Annotated in this window: 12 protein-coding genes; 6 read left to right on the top strand and 6 right to left on the bottom strand. The window is 72.1% G+C overall.

The features are described from left to right. Positions 1-98: 98 nt before the first annotated feature. Positions 99-1,337: an ROK family protein gene (locus ACFU95_RS32340; RefSeq protein ID WP_383834837.1), complete on the bottom strand. Its 1,239-nt coding sequence runs from the start codon at positions 1,335-1,337 to the stop codon at positions 99-101. A gap of 36 nt (positions 1,338-1,373) precedes the next feature. Then, entirely contained in the window at positions 1,374-2,033 is a 660-nt protein-coding gene (locus ACFU95_RS32335) for an alpha-ketoglutarate-dependent dioxygenase AlkB family protein (RefSeq protein WP_383834834.1), read from the bottom strand. 84 nt (positions 2,034-2,117) lie between these two features. Between ACFU95_RS32335 and ACFU95_RS32330 the strand changes: the two genes are divergently transcribed. After that, positions 2,118-3,251, top strand: coding sequence for a methyltransferase (locus tag ACFU95_RS32330; RefSeq protein ID WP_383834941.1), 1,134 nt, complete (start codon positions 2,118-2,120; stop codon positions 3,249-3,251). 27 nt (positions 3,252-3,278) lie between these two features. Here the strand turns inward: ACFU95_RS32330 and ACFU95_RS32325 are convergent, their stop codons facing one another. Continuing rightward, positions 3,279-4,148 (bottom strand): ketose-bisphosphate aldolase, encoded by an 870-nt coding sequence (locus tag ACFU95_RS32325; protein ID WP_383834832.1) that lies wholly within the window; start codon positions 4,146-4,148, stop codon positions 3,279-3,281. 63 nt (positions 4,149-4,211) lie between these two features. After that, positions 4,212-5,093, bottom strand: a complete 882-nt coding sequence (locus tag ACFU95_RS32320; protein ID WP_383834829.1) for an SIS domain-containing protein — start codon at positions 5,091-5,093, stop codon at positions 4,212-4,214. A 145-nt stretch (positions 5,094-5,238) separates the two neighbouring features. Here ACFU95_RS32320 and ACFU95_RS32315 point away from each other — a divergent pair, with 145 nt between their 5' ends. The 3 genes from ACFU95_RS32315 (at position 5,239) to ACFU95_RS32305 (ending at position 8,779) form a co-directional block, all read left to right on the top strand. Further along, the gene (locus ACFU95_RS32315) at positions 5,239-6,018 is read left to right on the top strand and encodes a DeoR/GlpR family DNA-binding transcription regulator (RefSeq protein ID WP_383834827.1); all 780 of its coding nucleotides are present in this window, start codon (positions 5,239-5,241) and stop codon (positions 6,016-6,018) included. 156 nt (positions 6,019-6,174) lie between these two features. Further along, entirely contained in the window at positions 6,175-8,010 is a 1,836-nt protein-coding gene (locus ACFU95_RS32310) for a glycoside hydrolase family 15 protein (RefSeq protein ID WP_383834824.1), read from the top strand. A gap of 82 nt (positions 8,011-8,092) precedes the next feature. Next, entirely contained in the window at positions 8,093-8,779 is a 687-nt protein-coding gene (locus tag ACFU95_RS32305) for an isochorismatase family protein (protein ID WP_383834821.1), read from the top strand. Between the two features lie 5 nt (positions 8,780-8,784). Here the strand turns inward: ACFU95_RS32305 and ACFU95_RS32300 are convergent, their stop codons facing one another. Then, positions 8,785-10,110: a lysine N(6)-hydroxylase/L-ornithine N(5)-oxygenase family protein gene (locus ACFU95_RS32300; protein WP_383834818.1), complete on the bottom strand. Its 1,326-nt coding sequence runs from the start codon at positions 10,108-10,110 to the stop codon at positions 8,785-8,787. Between the two features lie 84 nt (positions 10,111-10,194). Here ACFU95_RS32300 and ACFU95_RS32295 point away from each other — a divergent pair, with 84 nt between their 5' ends. Continuing rightward, on the top strand, positions 10,195-11,148 hold the full coding sequence (locus ACFU95_RS32295) for a methionyl-tRNA formyltransferase (protein WP_383834815.1): 954 nt from the start codon (positions 10,195-10,197) through the stop codon (positions 11,146-11,148). An 86-nt stretch (positions 11,149-11,234) separates the two neighbouring features. Beyond that, on the top strand, positions 11,235-12,251 hold the full coding sequence (locus ACFU95_RS32290; RefSeq protein WP_383834812.1) for an iron-siderophore ABC transporter substrate-binding protein: 1,017 nt from the start codon (positions 11,235-11,237) through the stop codon (positions 12,249-12,251). Positions 12,252-12,338: 87 nt separating this feature from the next. Here ACFU95_RS32290 and ACFU95_RS32285 read toward each other — a convergent pair whose 3' ends face one another. Next, entirely contained in the window at positions 12,339-15,827 is a 3,489-nt protein-coding gene (locus ACFU95_RS32285; protein ID WP_383834809.1) for an amino acid adenylation domain-containing protein, read from the bottom strand. Between the last annotated feature and the right edge of the window lies 1 nt (position 15,828).

The raw sequence follows: 15,828 nt of genomic DNA, 5'->3' as shown, positions 1-15,828 counted from the left end.
AAGGATCTTGCACGCCCGGCAGCGGACAAGACGTCCACCGCCCAGCGGCCCGTCGACGGCACCGCCCGTGTCGTCGTCGGCCTCGGCGGGCCCCCTTCCTAGGCGAGGGCCCCCAGCGGATCGTCCAGCACCGGCTGCCAGGCCAGCTCGGCGGCGCCGACCAGGCTGCTGTGGTCGAGGGTGCAGGCGAGGATCGGGACGCCGCCGCTCTGGCCCCACAGGCTGCGGTCGGCGACCACGGCGCGCAGACGGTCGGGGTCGGCGTCGAGGAGGGTGCGGTGCAGGCCGCCGAGGATGATGCGGTCCGGGTTGAGGATGTTGACCAGGCCGGCCAGGCCCAGACCGAGTCGGTCGATGAGGGCCTCGGTGGCCGTGCGGACCGTCGGGTCGTCGTACCGGGTGCGGATCAGGTCGTTGGCCTGCTTGATCAGGGAGCCGTCGGGACCGGGCTCGCGGCCTGCCGCGGTGAGGAGCGCCAGGGGGTCGGCCTCGACGTCCAGGCAGCCCCGGCTGCCGCAGTGGCAGGCTCTGCCCTCGGGGTTCACGGTGAGGTGGCCGACCTCCAGGGCCAGACCCGAACTGCCGGTGTGCAGGCGGCCGTCCAGCACGAGCGCGCCGCCGACGCCCCGGTGCCCGGTGGCCACGCACAGCAGGTCGCGGGCCCCGCGGCCCGCGCCGTGCCGGTGCTCGGCGAGGGCGGCGAGGTTGACGTCGTTGGCGGCGAAGGCCGGTCCGGTGATCCCGGCCGCGCGCACGCACTCCGTGAAGGTACGGCGCACCGGCGCGCCCACGGGCCAGGCGAGGTGGAGGGGGTTCAGCGCCAGTCCGTCCGGTTCCGCGACCGCGGAGGGGACGGCCAGGCCCGCGCCGACGCACCGTCGCCCCGTCGTGCGCAGGAGGTCGGCGCCGGCCTCGACCACCGAGCCGAGGACCTTCGCCGGATCGGCGTCGACCGTCTGGCGGCCGGGCGCGGTGGCGACGATACGGCCGCCGAGGCCGACCAGCGCCGCCCGGAACCCGTCGGCGTGCACCTGGGCGGCGAGGACGACCGGGCCGTCCTCGGCGAGCGCCAGCCGGTGCGAGGGCCGCCCCTGCGAACCCGCCGCCGCGCCGGGCCGGGCGTCGACCCGGATCAGTCCCAGCGCCTCCAGCTCGGCGGCGACCGCGCCCGCCGTCGCCCGGGTCACCCCGAGTTCGGCGGTGAGGACGGCGCGCGTGGGGGCTCGCCCCGTGTGTACGAGCTCCAACGCGGGTCCGAGCGCGCCGCGCCCCCGGTCCAGCCGCGTCCTGGAGGTGGTCCCTTCCCCCGCCGCCCGGGGGTCCGCCTTGCCGCTCATGAGGGCGAGTCTCCCATGATCCGCAGCCGCGGCGGCCTACCGGCCGCTCACTCTGAGCGTGATGTTCAGCCGCCCGGTCAGCCCCAACTCCGGCGGTGCGGTGCCCGGCTGCACCTTCGGCACACCGTGGTGGGCGAGCCGTGCCGGGCCGCCGAACACGAACAGGTCACCGCTGCGCAGTTCGACGTCCGTGTACGGCCGGGTCCGGGCCTCGGGGTTGCCGAAGCGGAAGACGCAGGTGTCGCCGAGGCTCAGGGACACCACGGGCGCGTCCGAGTTCTCGTCGCTGTCGCGGTGCATGCCCATCCGGGCGTCGCCGTCGTAGAAGTTGATCAGGGCGATGTCGTAGGCCGCCTCCCCTTCGTCCGGCGCCACCGGTTCGCCCCGTGCCTCCCGCACCGCGCGGCGCCCCAGGTCACCCAGCCACTCGGGGAACGGCTTCACCGGGGCGCCGTCGCCGTCGACGACCGTGCGGGCGTAGGCGTAGGGGTACCAGTGCCAGCCCAGGCAGACCTGCCGTGCGGTCATGGTGCCGCCGCCGGGAGTGCGCACGGTCCGCAGGCCGGCCGGTGGGCGGGCCCAGTCGCGGCAGGCCGCCAGCAGCTCGCGCTGACGCTCCGGGTCCAGCCAGTCGGGCACGTGCACCGCGCCCGGTGCGACCTCCGTACGCTCCCGGGGGAACAGCTCGGCGTCCATGACCCCATCCTCCCCCACCCGCCGTGAGCTGCGGCTCGAAGCGTCCCCGGGGTCGCTTAGCCTGGACGCACGATGAACGACCGTATGACGACGCCCTGGGGCGAGCTCGCCCTGACCCGTTTCCCCGAGGACCCCCGCGACAGGCTGCGTGCCTGGGACGCCTCCGACGAGTACCTGCTGAGGCACCTGGCGCAGCGGGAGATCCCGCTGTCCGGCACGGTCGTGGTCGTCGGTGACCGCTGGGGCGCCCTGGTCACGGCGCTCGCGGCGCACGGGCCGGTGCAGATCACGGACTCCTACCTGGCTCAGGAGGCGACCCGCGCCAACCTCGCCCGGCGCGGTGTCGAAGCCGGCGGCGTCGCGCTGCTGACCTCGCAGGACCCGCCACCGGAACGCGTGGACGTGCTGCTCGTGCGGGTGCCGAAGAGCCTGGCGATGCTGGAGGACCAGCTGCTGCGGCTGGCGCCCGCGGTGCACGAGGGCACGGTGGTGGTCGGCGCCGGGATGGTGAAGGAGATCCACACCTCGACGCTCCAGCTGTTCGAGCGGATCCTCGGCCCGACCCGCACCTCGCTCGCCGAGAAGAAGGCCCGGCTGATCTTCTGCACGCCCGATCCGTCGCTGGAGCGGCCCGCGAACCCCTGGCCGTACACCTACGACCTCCCGAACGGCATCGGTGCCGTCTCGGGGCGCGCGGTCGTCAATCACGCGGGCGTCTTCTGTGCCGACCGGCTCGACGTGGGCACGCGGTTCTTCCTGGGGCATCTGCCCGGCAGCGAGGGGGCCCGGCGGGTGGTGGACCTCGGGTGCGGCAACGGCGTCGTCGGTACGGCGGTGGCGCTGGCGAACCCGCAGGCCGAGGTGCTGTTCGTGGACGAGTCGTTCCAGGCGGTGGCCTCGGCGGAGGCGACGTACAAGGCGAACGGGGTGCCGGGGCACGCCGAGTTCCGGGTCGGGGACGGGCTGGCGGGTGTGCCGGCCGGGAGCGTGGACCTCGTCCTGAACAACCCGCCCTTCCACTCGCACCAGGCGACGACCGACGCGACGGCCTGGCGGATGTTCACGGGGGCACAGCGCGCGCTCAGGCCGGGCGGCGAGCTGTGGGTGATCGGCAACCGGCATCTCGGCTACCACGTGAAGCTGCGGCGGCTGTTCGGCAACAGTCAACTCGTCGCCGGCGACCCGAAGTTCGTCGTGCTGAGGGCCGTCAGGAGATAGGCGTCCCGGGGTCAGGACGCCAGGGTCTCACCATGTCCGCTGCGACGCCCCCCTCAGGACCCCGATGATGTCGGCCACCGCCCGGACCATCGCCTCCCGCCCGACGCTCAGGTACTTGCGTGAGTCGACCGCCTCGGGGTGGGCGGCGAGGAAGTCCCGGATCGCTCCCGTCATGGCGATGTTGAGGGCCGTACCGACGTTGACCTTGGCGATGCCGCCCGCGACCGCCGCCCTCAGCTCGCCGTCGGGGACACCCGAGGATCCGTGCAGGACGAGGGGGACGTCCAGGGTGGCGGCCAGGCGCTTGAGGAGGTCGTGGTCGAGGGTGGCGGTGCGGGTGGTCATGGCGTGGGAGCTGCCGACGGCCACGGCGAGGGCGTCGACGCCGGAGTCCGCGACGAAGGCGTGCGCCTCGGCGGGGTCGGTGCGGGCGCCCGGGGCGTGGGCGTCGAGGGGCGGCTCACCGTTCTTTCCGCCCAGGCGCCCCAACTCCGCCTCGATCCACAGCCCTTGGGCATGCGCCCGGTCGACGGCCGCCTTGGTCGCCGCGAGGTTGTCCGTGTACGGCAGGCGGGCCGCGTCGTACATCACGGAGCTGAACCCGGCGTCCGGGGCCTGCCGCAGCAGGTCGTCGCTCTGGATGTGGTCGAGGTGCAACGCGACGGGGACGGCGGCGCGTTCGGCGGCGGTGACGGTCGCGCGGGCGAGCGGGAGGAGCCGTCCGTAGCGGAACTTGACGGCGTTCTCGCTGACCTGGAGGACGACGGGCGAACCTACCGACTCCGCGCCGGCGATGACGGCCTCGACGTGCTCCAGGGTGATGACGTTGAAGGCGGCGACGGCTGAACGGGCTGCTGCTGCGCCGGTGACGAGCTCACCGGTGGTCACGAGGGGCACGGCCGGTCCTTTCTCCTGTCCTTGCTCGGGGCGGCTGGGCGACCGGTCGCCCGGGGCGGCGCGTCACGGGGCGAGGATCACCGAGCGGGTGAGGTGGCGTGGCTGGTCCGGGTCGAGACCGCGGGCCGCGGCCACGGCGACCGCGAGTCGCTGGGCGCGGACCAGTTCGGCGAGGGGGTCGAGGCGGCCCTCGATCCACAGTCCGCCGGTGGCGCGGACCTGGTCGGCCAGCCCCTCGGGCGCCGCACCGAACATCCAGGTGGCGGTGCCGCTCGTCGTGATGCTGATCGGGCCGTGCCGGTACTCCATCGCCGGGTACGCCTCGGTCCAGGACAGCGACGCCTCGCGCATCTTCAGTCCTGCCTCGTTGGCCAGCCCCACGGTCCAGCCCCGGCCGAGGAAGGTGAACTGCCCGCACCGCACGAGCCCTTCGGGCAGGTCCGCGGTGAGCGCGGTGCGGGCGTCGGTGACGGCCGCGTCGGTGTGCAGTCCGAGGTGGGCGCGGAGCAGGGTGAGCGCGGTGGTCGCGAACCGGGTCTGGACGACGGACCGCTCGTCCGCGTAGTCGAGGACGGCGACCTCGTCGGCGACCGTCATGACGGGCGTGTCCGGGTCGGCGGTGATCGCCGTGGTACGTGTCCGCCCCTTCAACTCGCCCAGCAGGTCCAGGACTTCGGTGGTGGTACCGGAACGGGAGAGGGCAAGGACACGGTCGTACGCGCGTCCGTGCGGGAACTCCGACGCGGCGAAGGCGTCCGTCTCGCCCTGGCCCGATCCCTCGCGCAGCGCGGCGAACGCCTGCGCCATGAAGTACGACGTCCCGCAGCCGACGACCGCGACCCGCTCCCCCGGTTCCGGCAGCGCCCCGCCGAGGCCGGTCGCCTCGGCCGCGGCGCGTGTCCAGCACGCGGGCTGGCTGTTGAGCTCGTCCTCGACATGCGTCATGCCGCCACCCTTCGGGCTCCCGATGAACATCACGGAGTGCCTGTGATTGTTCTTGCAAGATATCGCTAGCTTTCAAGCAGAATCAAGCATTGCGGTGGGGAGGGGTGCGCTAGGGTCGGCCGGGAGATCGAGGAGTGGAGGGTGGATGTCGCGCGACGCCCGCTGGAAGGCGCTGCTGGAGCTGCTCGTGGAGCGGGGCCGGCTGGACGTCGAGGAGGCGGCCGGCGAGCTGGAGGTCTCGGCCGCCACGATCCGTCGCGACTTCGACCAGCTCGCCGAGCAGCAGATGCTCGTGCGCACCCGGGGCGGCGCCGTCGTGCACGGAGTGTCGTACGAACTGCCGCTGCGCTACAAGACGGCCCGGCACGCCTCCGAGAAGCAGCGCATCGCCAAGGAGGTGGCCGGCCTCATCGCGCCCGGCGAGGCCGTCGGGCTGACCGGCGGTACGACGACCACCGAGGTGGCGCGCGCCCTGGCCGTGCGCGGCGATCTGACGTCCGGGACGCCCGCGCTGACCGTCGTCACCAACGCGCTCAACATCGCCAACGAGCTGGCCGTCCGCCCGCAGTTCAAGATCGTGGTCACCGGCGGGGTCGCGCGCCCGCAGTCGTACGAGCTCATCGGGCCGCTCGCGGACGGGGTGCTGTCCCAGATCACCGTCGACGTGGCGGTCCTCGGCGTCGTCGCCTTCGACGTCACGCACGGTGCGGCCGCGCACGACGAGGCGGAGGCGGCGATCAACCGGCTGCTGTGCGAGCGCGCCGAGCGGGTGGTGGTGGCCGCCGACTCCAGCAAGCTGGGGCAGCGGGCGTTCGCCCGGATCTGCGCCGCCGACACGGTGGACACGCTGGTCACGGACACGGCGGCCGCCCCCGAGACCGTACGGCGCTTCGAGGAGGCTGGTCTGCGGGTCATCGCGGTCTGAACCCTCGCGGTCCCAGGTCGTGCCGGGCGCCGCGGGCAGGCGGGACCGTGCGGACACGGCCCGGCCCCGGATCGCGGCCCTCGCCCGCCCGATTCCACCTACGCTGGGAGCGAGGCGCACGGCGGTCCAGGGCGACGGCGGGCCAGGGAGGCTGCGATGAGCACAACCCCGAGCGAGACGGACGTCCCCACGGCGTCGCGCTATCTGCCCATCGCCGAGCACGGACTGATCGGCGATCTGCGCAGTGTGGCCCTGGTGGGGACGGACGGCACGATCGACTGGTACTGCTGCCCGGCCTTCGACGCCCCGAGCGTCTTCGCGGCGATCCTGGACGCGGAGCAAGGCGGGTGCTTCGAGCTGGCGGCGGCGGTGCCGGCCAGGACCAAGCAGTTCTACTTCCCCGACACGAACGTCCTGATCACCAGGTTCTTCACCGAGGACGGTGTCGGCGAGGTGCAGGACTTCATGCCGGTGGACGGCGGCTCGGCCGATTCCGAACGGCACCGGCTGATCCGGCGCGTGGTGTGCGTCCGCGGGTCGATCCCGTTCCGTACGCGGGTCGCGCCGCGCTTCGAGTACGGGTCCCGGCCGCACACCGTGCGCATGGCGGGCGACGTCGCGGTGTTCGAGTCGGAGAAGCTGTCGCTCGGGCTGACCGCGACCATGCCGCTGGAGGCCGACGGGCCGGACGTGCGCGCCGACTTCAAGCTCTCCCAGGGCGAGTCGGCGGTGTTCGCGCTGGACCAGCTCGGCGCCGAGGTCACCCCGCGCCGGTGCGCGCGGACCGAGGCCGAGGAGCAGTTCAACAGCACGGTGGCGTACTGGCGGCAGTGGCTTTCCGCCTCCAGGTACCGGGGCCGCTGGCGGGAGATGGTGCACCGCTCCGCCCTCACCCTGAAGCTGCTGACCTACGCGCCCACGGGCGCGATCGTCGCCGCGCCGACGACGAGCCTGCCGGAGCAGATCGGCGGGGAACGCAACTGGGACTACCGGTACGTGTGGGTGCGCGACGCCGCCTTCTGTGTGTACGCGATGCTGCGGCTGGGCTTCACGGGTGAGGCCGAGGCGTTCATGAACTTCCTGACCGAGCACGTCAGCCGGGGCGACGGCTGCCAGAGCGGGCCGCTGCAGATCATGTACGGCATCGACGGCCGCGCCGACCTGCCCGAGCGCGAACTCGGCCACTTGGAGGGGCACCTCGGCTCCGCCCCGGTGCGCGTCGGCAACGCCGCCGCCGACCAGCTCCAGCTGGACATCTACGGCGCGCTGGTCGACTCGATCTACCTTTACGACAAGTGGGCGAAGCCGGTCTCCAGCGACCAGTGGGACGATGTGTGCGGCCTGGTGGACTGGGTGTGCGAGCACTGGGACCAGCCCGACGAGGGCGTCTGGGAGACCCGGGGCGGGCGGAAGAACTTCCTGTACTCGCGGCTGATGTGCTGGGTGGCGATCGAACGGGGCATCCGGATGGCCAACCGGCGCGGGCTGCCCGCCGATCTGCCGCGCTGGCAGGCGTGCCGGGACACGATTTACCGGCGGATCATGAGCCGGGGCTGGTCCGAGCGGCGCCATGCCTTCGTGCAGCACGAGGACGGGGACGTACTGGACGCGGCCGTGCTGATGATGCCGCTGACGAAGTTCATCGCGCCGACCGACCCCAAGTGGCTGTCCACGCTGGACGCCCTCACCCAGGACCTGGTGTCCGACTCGCTGGTCTACCGCTACGACCCGACGGCGAGCCCCGACGGACTGCGCGGGGACGAGGGCACCTTCTCCATCTGCTCGTTCTGGTACGTCGAGGCCATGGTCCGGGCCGGCCGGGTGGACGAGGCGCGGCTGGCCTTCGAGAAGATGCTGACGTACGCCAACCATCTGGGCCTGTACGCCGAGGAGATCAGTCACACGGGCGAGCAACAGGGCAACTTCCCCCAGGCGTTCACTCATCTCGCCCTGATCAGCGCGGCATTCAACCTGGACCGCGCCCTGGGGTGACCGGAGTTCACCGGTTCACCGGACATCGACAAGACATCCAACTTAGGTGAGGCTAACCTAAACAGGGGCGCGGCGGAGCCGCATGTCGATGCAGCCCCGACTCACCGAAGGGCAACCCGAGATGACGCCTGGCTCGTTCTTTCCGTACGTGATGCCGACCCCCGCGATGCTGCCCGACGACACCACGGGGTGGACCCTCGACGCGGGCCGGGCCGCGCTCGTGGTGCTCAACTTACAGAAGCGCTTCGTGCGCGTACTGGAGCAGGAGGGCGCCCCGACCGCCGAACTCCTCGCGAACACACACCGGCTGGTGAGCGCCGCCCACACCGCGGGCGTGCCCGTCATCCACTCCGTGCCCGCCGGGGAACGCGGACCCGCCCTGTACGTACGGCAGTCCGGCGCGCCGGCCGACCGGGACGGCGAGGCCTTCGCCGAGCAGGTCGAACCGCGCACCGGGGACGCCGTGCTCACGGCCCGCAAGCACAGCGCGTTCGCCCGGACCCGGCTGGACAGCCGGTTACGTGACCTGAAGCGGGATCAGGTCGTGATCGCGGGCCTGTTCGCCCGGGTCGGCGTGCTGATGACCGCCGCCGACGCCTGGGTGCAGGACCTGGAGCCCTTCGTCGTCGCGGACGCCGTCGCCGACGCGTCGGCCGGGAGCCATGAGTTCGCGCTCGAGTGGATCGCGGACACGTGCGGGGCGGTGACGTCCACCGACGGCGTGGTGACGGTGTTCGACCCCGCCGTGCCCGCGGCGGAAGCGGTCTGAGCCGCTCAGACGGACGCCGTGCGGCGGTCCAGCAGGGAGCGGTGGATCTCCCCCGCACGGATCGCGGTGGTGGACAGCAGGGTCGAGGTGAGTCCGTGGGTGTGCTCGGTGCCGCCCTGGAGGTAGATCCCCGCGGTGACGTCGTTCGCGGTCTCCACACGGTGGTCACGGGAGACCCGGATCGCGTCCCCGTCGTCCCGCAGACAGACCTTCGCCGCCTCGCCGAGCAGGGCGGTCAGGTCACGGGGCCGGTAGCCGGTGGCGTGGACGAGCACATCGGCCTGGAGGGTCTGCCGCTCCCCGGTCGGCAGGAACTCCACCGCCACGTCGAGCGCGCCGTCGCCGCGCGGGCGGACGTCACGGATGCGCGAGACGTTGAGGAAGCGCAGCCGCTCCCGGCCGGCGACCTTCTCCTGGTACGCCGTGGCGTACAGCGCCTCGATCAACTCCATGTCGACTACGGAGTAGTTGGTGGACCGGTGGTAGTCGAACAGGGACTGCTTGACCTCGGAGGGGGCGCCGAAGTACACGTCCACCGCCTCCGGGTCGAAGATGCGGTTGGCGAACGGACTGTCGTCGGCCGGGGTGTAGCCGTACTTGGCGAACACCGCGCAGACCTCGGCCTCGGGGAACGAGCGGTGCAGGTAGTCGACGGTCTCGGCGGCGCTCTGCCCGGCTCCGAGGACGACCGCGCGGCGCACCGGCTCCCCGGCGGCGGCGAGTTCGCTCACGCGGGGCAGTAACTGGCTGTTGTGCCAGACGCGTTCGGAGAGTTCGACGCCGGGCGGTACATGGGGTTCGAGGCCCACCGCCACGCTGATGTCGCGGGCCCGGCGGGTGACGGTCCGGCCGGGACGCTCCGGGTCACGGCAGACCACCTCGAAGTGCGTCACCGTGCCCGAGTCGTCGCGCACGGGGTCGATGGCGGTCACCACGTGGTCGTACGCCACGAGATGCCGCACCCGCTCGGCGGCCCACTCGAAGTACTCGTGGAACTCGACGCGGAGCGGGAAGAGGGTCTTCTGGTTCAGGAAGTCGATCAGCCGGCCGCGCTCGCGCAGGAAGCACAGGAAGCTGAAGTCGCTGGCCGGATCGCGCAGCGTGACAAGGTCCTTGAGAAACGACACCTGCATGGTGGCGTCGTCGATGAGCATCCCCCGGTGCCAGCCGAAACGCGGCTGGCGCTCCAGGAACAGGGCGTTGATCCGACGGTCCGCCGGAAGGTTCGCGTTGTGTTCGTCAATCGCTATGGCCAGGGCGAGATTTGACGGCCCGAAGCCGATTCCGAGGACGTCGTAGGTGGTGTCCGATCCCGTGAGCGGTGACTTCACCGTGGCATCGCCTCCCTCAGGCAGCCACATGTTAGATAAGGTTAGCCTTACCTTGCAATGGAGCCCGCCGAAGGGGAGAACCGCATGCGCGTCGCCATGTTCGGCTACCAGACCTGGGGCCACCGCACACTCCAGGCCCTGCTGGACTCCGATCACGAGGTCGTCCTCGTGGTCACCCACCCCAAGAGCGACCACGCCTACGAGAAGATCTGGGGCGACTCCGTCGCCGAGCTGGCCGAGAAGAACGACGTCCCCGTCCTCCTGCGCAACCGACCCGACGACCCCGAACTGCTCGACGCGGTCCGCGAGGCCGCGCCCGACATCCTCGTGGCCAACAACTGGCGCACCTGGCTGCCACCGGAGCTCTTCGACCTGCCGCCGCACGGCACGCTCAACGTCCACGACTCGCTGCTGCCGACGTACGCCGGCTTCTCGCCCATCATCTGGGCGCTCATCAACGGCGAGGAGCGCGTCGGCGTGACCGCGCACCGCATGAACGCCGAGCTGGACGCCGGGGACATCCTCGTGCAGCGCTCGGTGCCGGTCGGACCGACCGACACCGCGACGGACCTGTTCCACCGCACGGTCGACCTGATCGCGCCCATCGTGCGCGAGTCGCTCGACCTCATCGGGTCCGGCCGGGCCGCGACCCGGTGGCAGGCCCAGGACCGCAGCCGTGCCAGCTTCTTCCACAAGCGCTCCCAGGAGGACAGCCGCATCGACTGGAGCTGGCCCGCCGACCGCCTGGAGCGCCTCGTGCGGGCCCAGTCGGACCCGTATCCCAACGCCTACACGTTCCATCGCGGGCAGCGGATCAGGATCGTCTCGGCCGCCGTCTCCGAGGGCCGCTACGGCGGCACGCCGGGGCGCGTCTTCATCCCCGAGGGGGACGGCGTGGTCATCGTGGCCGGCGCGGACGCGCACAGCGGCCGCCACCCGGGGCTGGTCGTCCGACGGCTGCGCACCGACGACGGCACGGAGTACGCGGCGACCGACTACTTCCGCACGATGGGGGGCTATCTGACCGCTCGCCCCTGATCGAGCATGGTCAACTACCGCCAAAAACAAAGAAGTTGGCCGATAAGCGTTGCTAAGGCAAGGCTTACCTTGCTTTACTGACGCGCATGTCGAGAAAGCTTCTCAGCCCTCTTCTCACCGTCGCCCTGGCGGCAGCCCTGGCCGCCTGCGGCTCCGTCAAGGACGACTCGAACACCTCCTCCGACGCCTCCGGTGACGCGAAGGCGGACTCCTCGTCCGCCTTCCCGGTGTCCGTCAAGCACAAGTTCGGTACCACGGAGATCGCCAAGGCGCCCGAGCGGATCGTGGTGATCGGCAACGGCGGCACCGACGACATCGACGCGCTGTACGCCCTGGGTGTCACACCGGTGGCCGTCTCCAAGGACGCCCTCAGCAAGGACGGCGTCTACCCCTGGCTGAAGGACAGGATCGACACCAGGAAGACCGAGCTCCTCGACACGCTGACCGCCGTCGACTACGAGAAGGTCGCGTCCCTGCAGCCCGATCTGATCCTCGCCACCTCCGACTTCACCCTGGACAAGGACTACAAGAAGCTCGCCGCGGTGGCGCCGACCATCGGCTACGAGACGGCCTGGGGGCAGCAGACCTGGCAGGAGCACGTGCAGGTGGTCGCCAAGGCCGTCGGCAAGGAGGAGAAGGGCGAGCAGGTCGTCAAGGAGACCGAGGCCGCCATCGCCTCGGTGAAGGAGAAGCACCCGAAGCTGGAGGGCAGGACCTACAGCCTGTCCATCGGCAACACCCCCGCCAAGATCTTCACCATCGCCTCCGAGGACGACTTCGCCGCCAAGCTGATGAGCCAGGTCGGCATGGGCCTGCCCCCGTCGGTGAAGAACATCAAGACGGTCAACGGCAGCCCGACCGGTGAGCTGTCCTTCGAGCAGCTCGACAAGCTCGACGCCGATCTGGTCGTCATCGCGTTCACCACGCCGGACCTGAAGAAGGCGTTCGAGTCCAGCGACCTGGTCAAGAACATGTCCGCGGTGAAGGACGACCGGTACGTCGTGACCGACGTCGCCACCATCAGCCAGCTCCGCAGCCCGTCCGCGCTCGGCATCCCTTGGGCGCTGGACAACCTGGAGCCCGGCTTCAAGAAGCTCGACTGACGCCCGAGGGGGGCACGGGAGGGGCGGGGCGCCTTCGGGCTCCCCGCCCCTCCTTCCCATCCGGTCCTACTCATCCGGCCTGCGGTCTCACCTGCCGTTCAGGGCGGAGTCGACCTCGTCCGCCGACATGCCCTCGATCTCCAGGTGGATCTCGGCGACCTGCTCCAGGCGCCCCGGCGCCTCCTCCTCGGCGGCGAGCCGCTTGGCCATGCCGGCGGCCGTGAGGGTCGCGAACAGGGAGCGTACGGACACCTCCGAGGTGTCCAGCGCCTCACGCAGCCGGCCGACGATCACGGTGGCGAGCACCGAGTCCCCGCCGAGGGCGAAGAAGCCGTCGTCGAGGCCGACGCGGTCGACGCCGAGGACGTCCTGCCAGACGCGGGCCACGACCGTCTCCAGTGCGGTGCCGGGTGCCCGGTGCCGGTCCGCCTCCGCCACCTGCCACAACTCCCGTACGGCCCGGCGGTCGAGTTTGCCGTTGGCGGTGAGGGGCAGCTCCTCGGCCACGGCGATCCGGGCCGGGACCATGTGCGGCGGCAGCACGGAGCGCACCCAGTCCCGCAGCCCGTCCTCGGCCGTCCCCGCGTCGGCGGCCACCGCGGCCGCCAGCTGGACGCCCGGCCCCCGGGTCAGCCCGGCGACGGCACGCCGCACGGCGGGATGGCCCGCGAGCGCCGACTCCACCTCGCCCAGCTCGATCCGGAAGCCGCGCAGCTTGACCTGGTGGTCCCGGCGCCCGAGGAACTCCAGGGTGCCGTCCGGCCAGTACCGGCCGAGGTCACCGGTGCGGTACCAGCGCAGCCCGTCCGCCTCGGTGAACCTGTCGGCCGTACGGGAAGGATCGGCCCGGTAGCCGAGCGCCACCCCGTCCCCGCCGATCCACAGCTCCCCCGGCACCCAGTCCGGGCAGTCCCGCCCGTGGGCGTCGACGACCCGGCAGCGGACGTTGCGCAGCGGCGTGCCGTAGGGCACCGCCCGCCAGTGGGCGGGAATCCGAGCGCCCGTCACCTCGCAGACCGTGGAGTGGATGGCGGTCTCCGTCGTCCCGCCCAGACCGGTGAACCGGCAGTCGGGGGCCCGCTCGGCCAGCCGCCCGGGCAGGTCGGTGCCGACCCAGTCACCGCCGAGCAACACCGCCCGCAGGCTGCCGAGTTCACCGGGGCCGGTGGCGAGCAGCAGCATGTCGAGCAGCGGGGGGACGCAGTTGAGGACCGTCACCGCGTGGGTGCGGACGAGGTCGGCCCACTGGCTCGCCTCGCGCCGGTCGTCCTCGTCCACGAGCACGACGGCGCCGCCCGCGCCGAGCAGCCCGAAGGTGTCGTAGACGGAGAGGTCGAAGTCCAGGGCGGACAGGGCGAGACAGCGGTCCGAAGCGCCGACGGCGAAACGGTCGTTGAGGTCGTCGACGGTGTTCATGGCCGCCCGGTGGGGCACTTCGACACCCTTGGGCTCGCCGGTGGAGCCCGAGGTGAACAGCACGTAGGCGGCCTGTTCCTCGGCCACCGGCACCGGCTGCGCGAGCGGTGCGGTGCGCAGCGCCTCGGCGACCGGCAGGACGTCGAGGCCGACGCCCTCGACGGGGCGTCCGTCGGTCAGTACGACGCGGAATCCGGCGGTGGCGCGAATGCGGTCGCGGCGGGCGGGCGGCTGCTCGACGCCGATCGGCACGTACACGGCGCCCGCGGCCAGCGCCCCCAGTACGGCGGTGATCTGGTCGGGCCCCTTCGGGAGGCTGACCGCGACCGTGTCGCCCGGCCGTACGCCACGCCGTACCAGGGCGGCGGCCGTACGCAGGGCGCGGTCGGCCAACTCGCCGTAGGACAGGGCTCCTTCGGCGCCCCACAGCAGGGCGGGGGCATCCGGCCGCCCGGCGGCCCGCTCGAAGAAGCCCTGGTGCAGCAGCCGGTGGCTGCGCGGGCCTTCGGTGGAGTTCACCTTGGCGCGGACCGCCGACTGCCCGTCGGGCAGCAGGGCGGGCAACGGCCGCTCCCAGACCGTGTCGTCGTTTCCGAGCCGGGCGACGAGCCCGTGGAAGGCGGCGAACATCGCGTCGACCAGGCCCGCCGGGAAGGCGTCCTCCCGGACGTCCCAGTTGACCAGCAGACCGCCGTCGACCTCGGTCACCTGGGCGTCGAGGAGTACCTGCGGGCCCTGGGAGATGATCCAGACGGGCTTGCCGAAGGACTGCCGTACGCCCGCGTCGAAGAGCTCGCCGAGGTTGAGCGCGCTCGTGAACACCACCGGCGCCAGCACCTGTTCGCCGTTGTGCCGGGACAGGTCCCGCAGCACTTCGACACCGGAGTAGTCGCTGTGCGCCGCGTCGGTGTGCATACGGTCCTGGAGGCGCCGTGCGTGCTCGGTGAACGAGCCCGCTCCGGCCAGGTCGACATCGAGCAGGACCGAGCTGGTGAAGTCGCCGACGAGCAGGTCGACGTCGGGGTGGGAGCCCCTGCGGTCGAACATGGGCACGTTCAGCAGGAAGCGCGGCTGCCCGCTCCAGGCGGCCAGGACCTCGCAGAAGGCGGTCGCCACCGCCATGGCCGGGGTCAGCCCGTGCTGGTGGGCGCGGGCCGTCAGCCGCCGCTTCTCCTCGGGCGGCAGCCAGTGGTGGCGGCGGGTCACCCGGGTCGGGTCGGTGCGCTCCGCCTCAGGCACCAACGGGAGTTCGGGGGCGCTGGGCAGCTCGGGGATCCGCCGCTGCCACCACCGCCGCGCCTGGTCCCGGCTCAGCCGCCGGACGTCCGCGCGCTCCACGAGGTACTCCGGATAGCTGGTGCGGATGGCAGGGAGCGGTGTGCCGGAATCCTCGTAGAGCCTGCTGAGATCGCAGAGCAGTACGCGGTAGCTGAGCGCGTCGGCGGCGAGCATGTCGACATCGACGTGCAGCCGGCTCCCGCCGTCCGGCAGCAGCGAGAGCTGCACGGAGAACACCTGGCCCGCCGCGATGTCCAGGCGAGCGTGTGACGAGGAGTGGCGGACGTCCTCCAGCCTGGCCGCCGCCGTCCGGGCGTCCAGCGTCCGCAGGTCGTGGACGACCGTCACGGGCCGGCTGAGGCCGGGCAGGATCTCCTGGCGGCCGTCGTCGGTGAAGCGGGCGCGCAGCATGCCGTGGCGGGCCGCGAGGGCTCGTACGGCCGCGTCGAGCCGGTCGGGGTCGACGCCGGAGCCGTCGAACTCCACGTAGAGGTGGGCCGCGACGGATCCGAGGGCGGTCTCGTCGCCGCGGCCGATCCAGTAGGCGTGCTGCATCACGGCCAGCGGGAACGGCTCGCGCGGTCCGGGGGCGGGGGCCGGCGGGGCCGGGGCCGCGGCCGGTGGCGGCTCGGCGGGCCGCGCGGTGGCGGGGACGTGGGATTCCAGCAGCTCCCGCCAGGCGCGCAGTGTCGGTTCCTTGGCGAGTTCGGCGAAGCTGACCGGGATGCCCCGCTTGCGCCAGCCGCCCGCGATCTTCATCAGGGTGATCGAGTCCAGGCCCCAGGTGATGAGGCTGTCGTCATCGCTCGGGGGTTCCTCCGAGCCGAATGTGTCGGTGACCGAACGGAGCAGCTCGTCCGCGGTCGGGTGGTGCTGCGTCACC

It is taken from the genome of Streptomyces sp. NPDC057623, assembly GCF_042800355.1.
Classification (GTDB): domain Bacteria; phylum Actinomycetota; class Actinomycetes; order Streptomycetales; family Streptomycetaceae; genus Streptomyces.
Note: the sequence above shows the minus strand (reverse complement) of the source record. Positions and strands in the feature narration are given on the sequence as shown.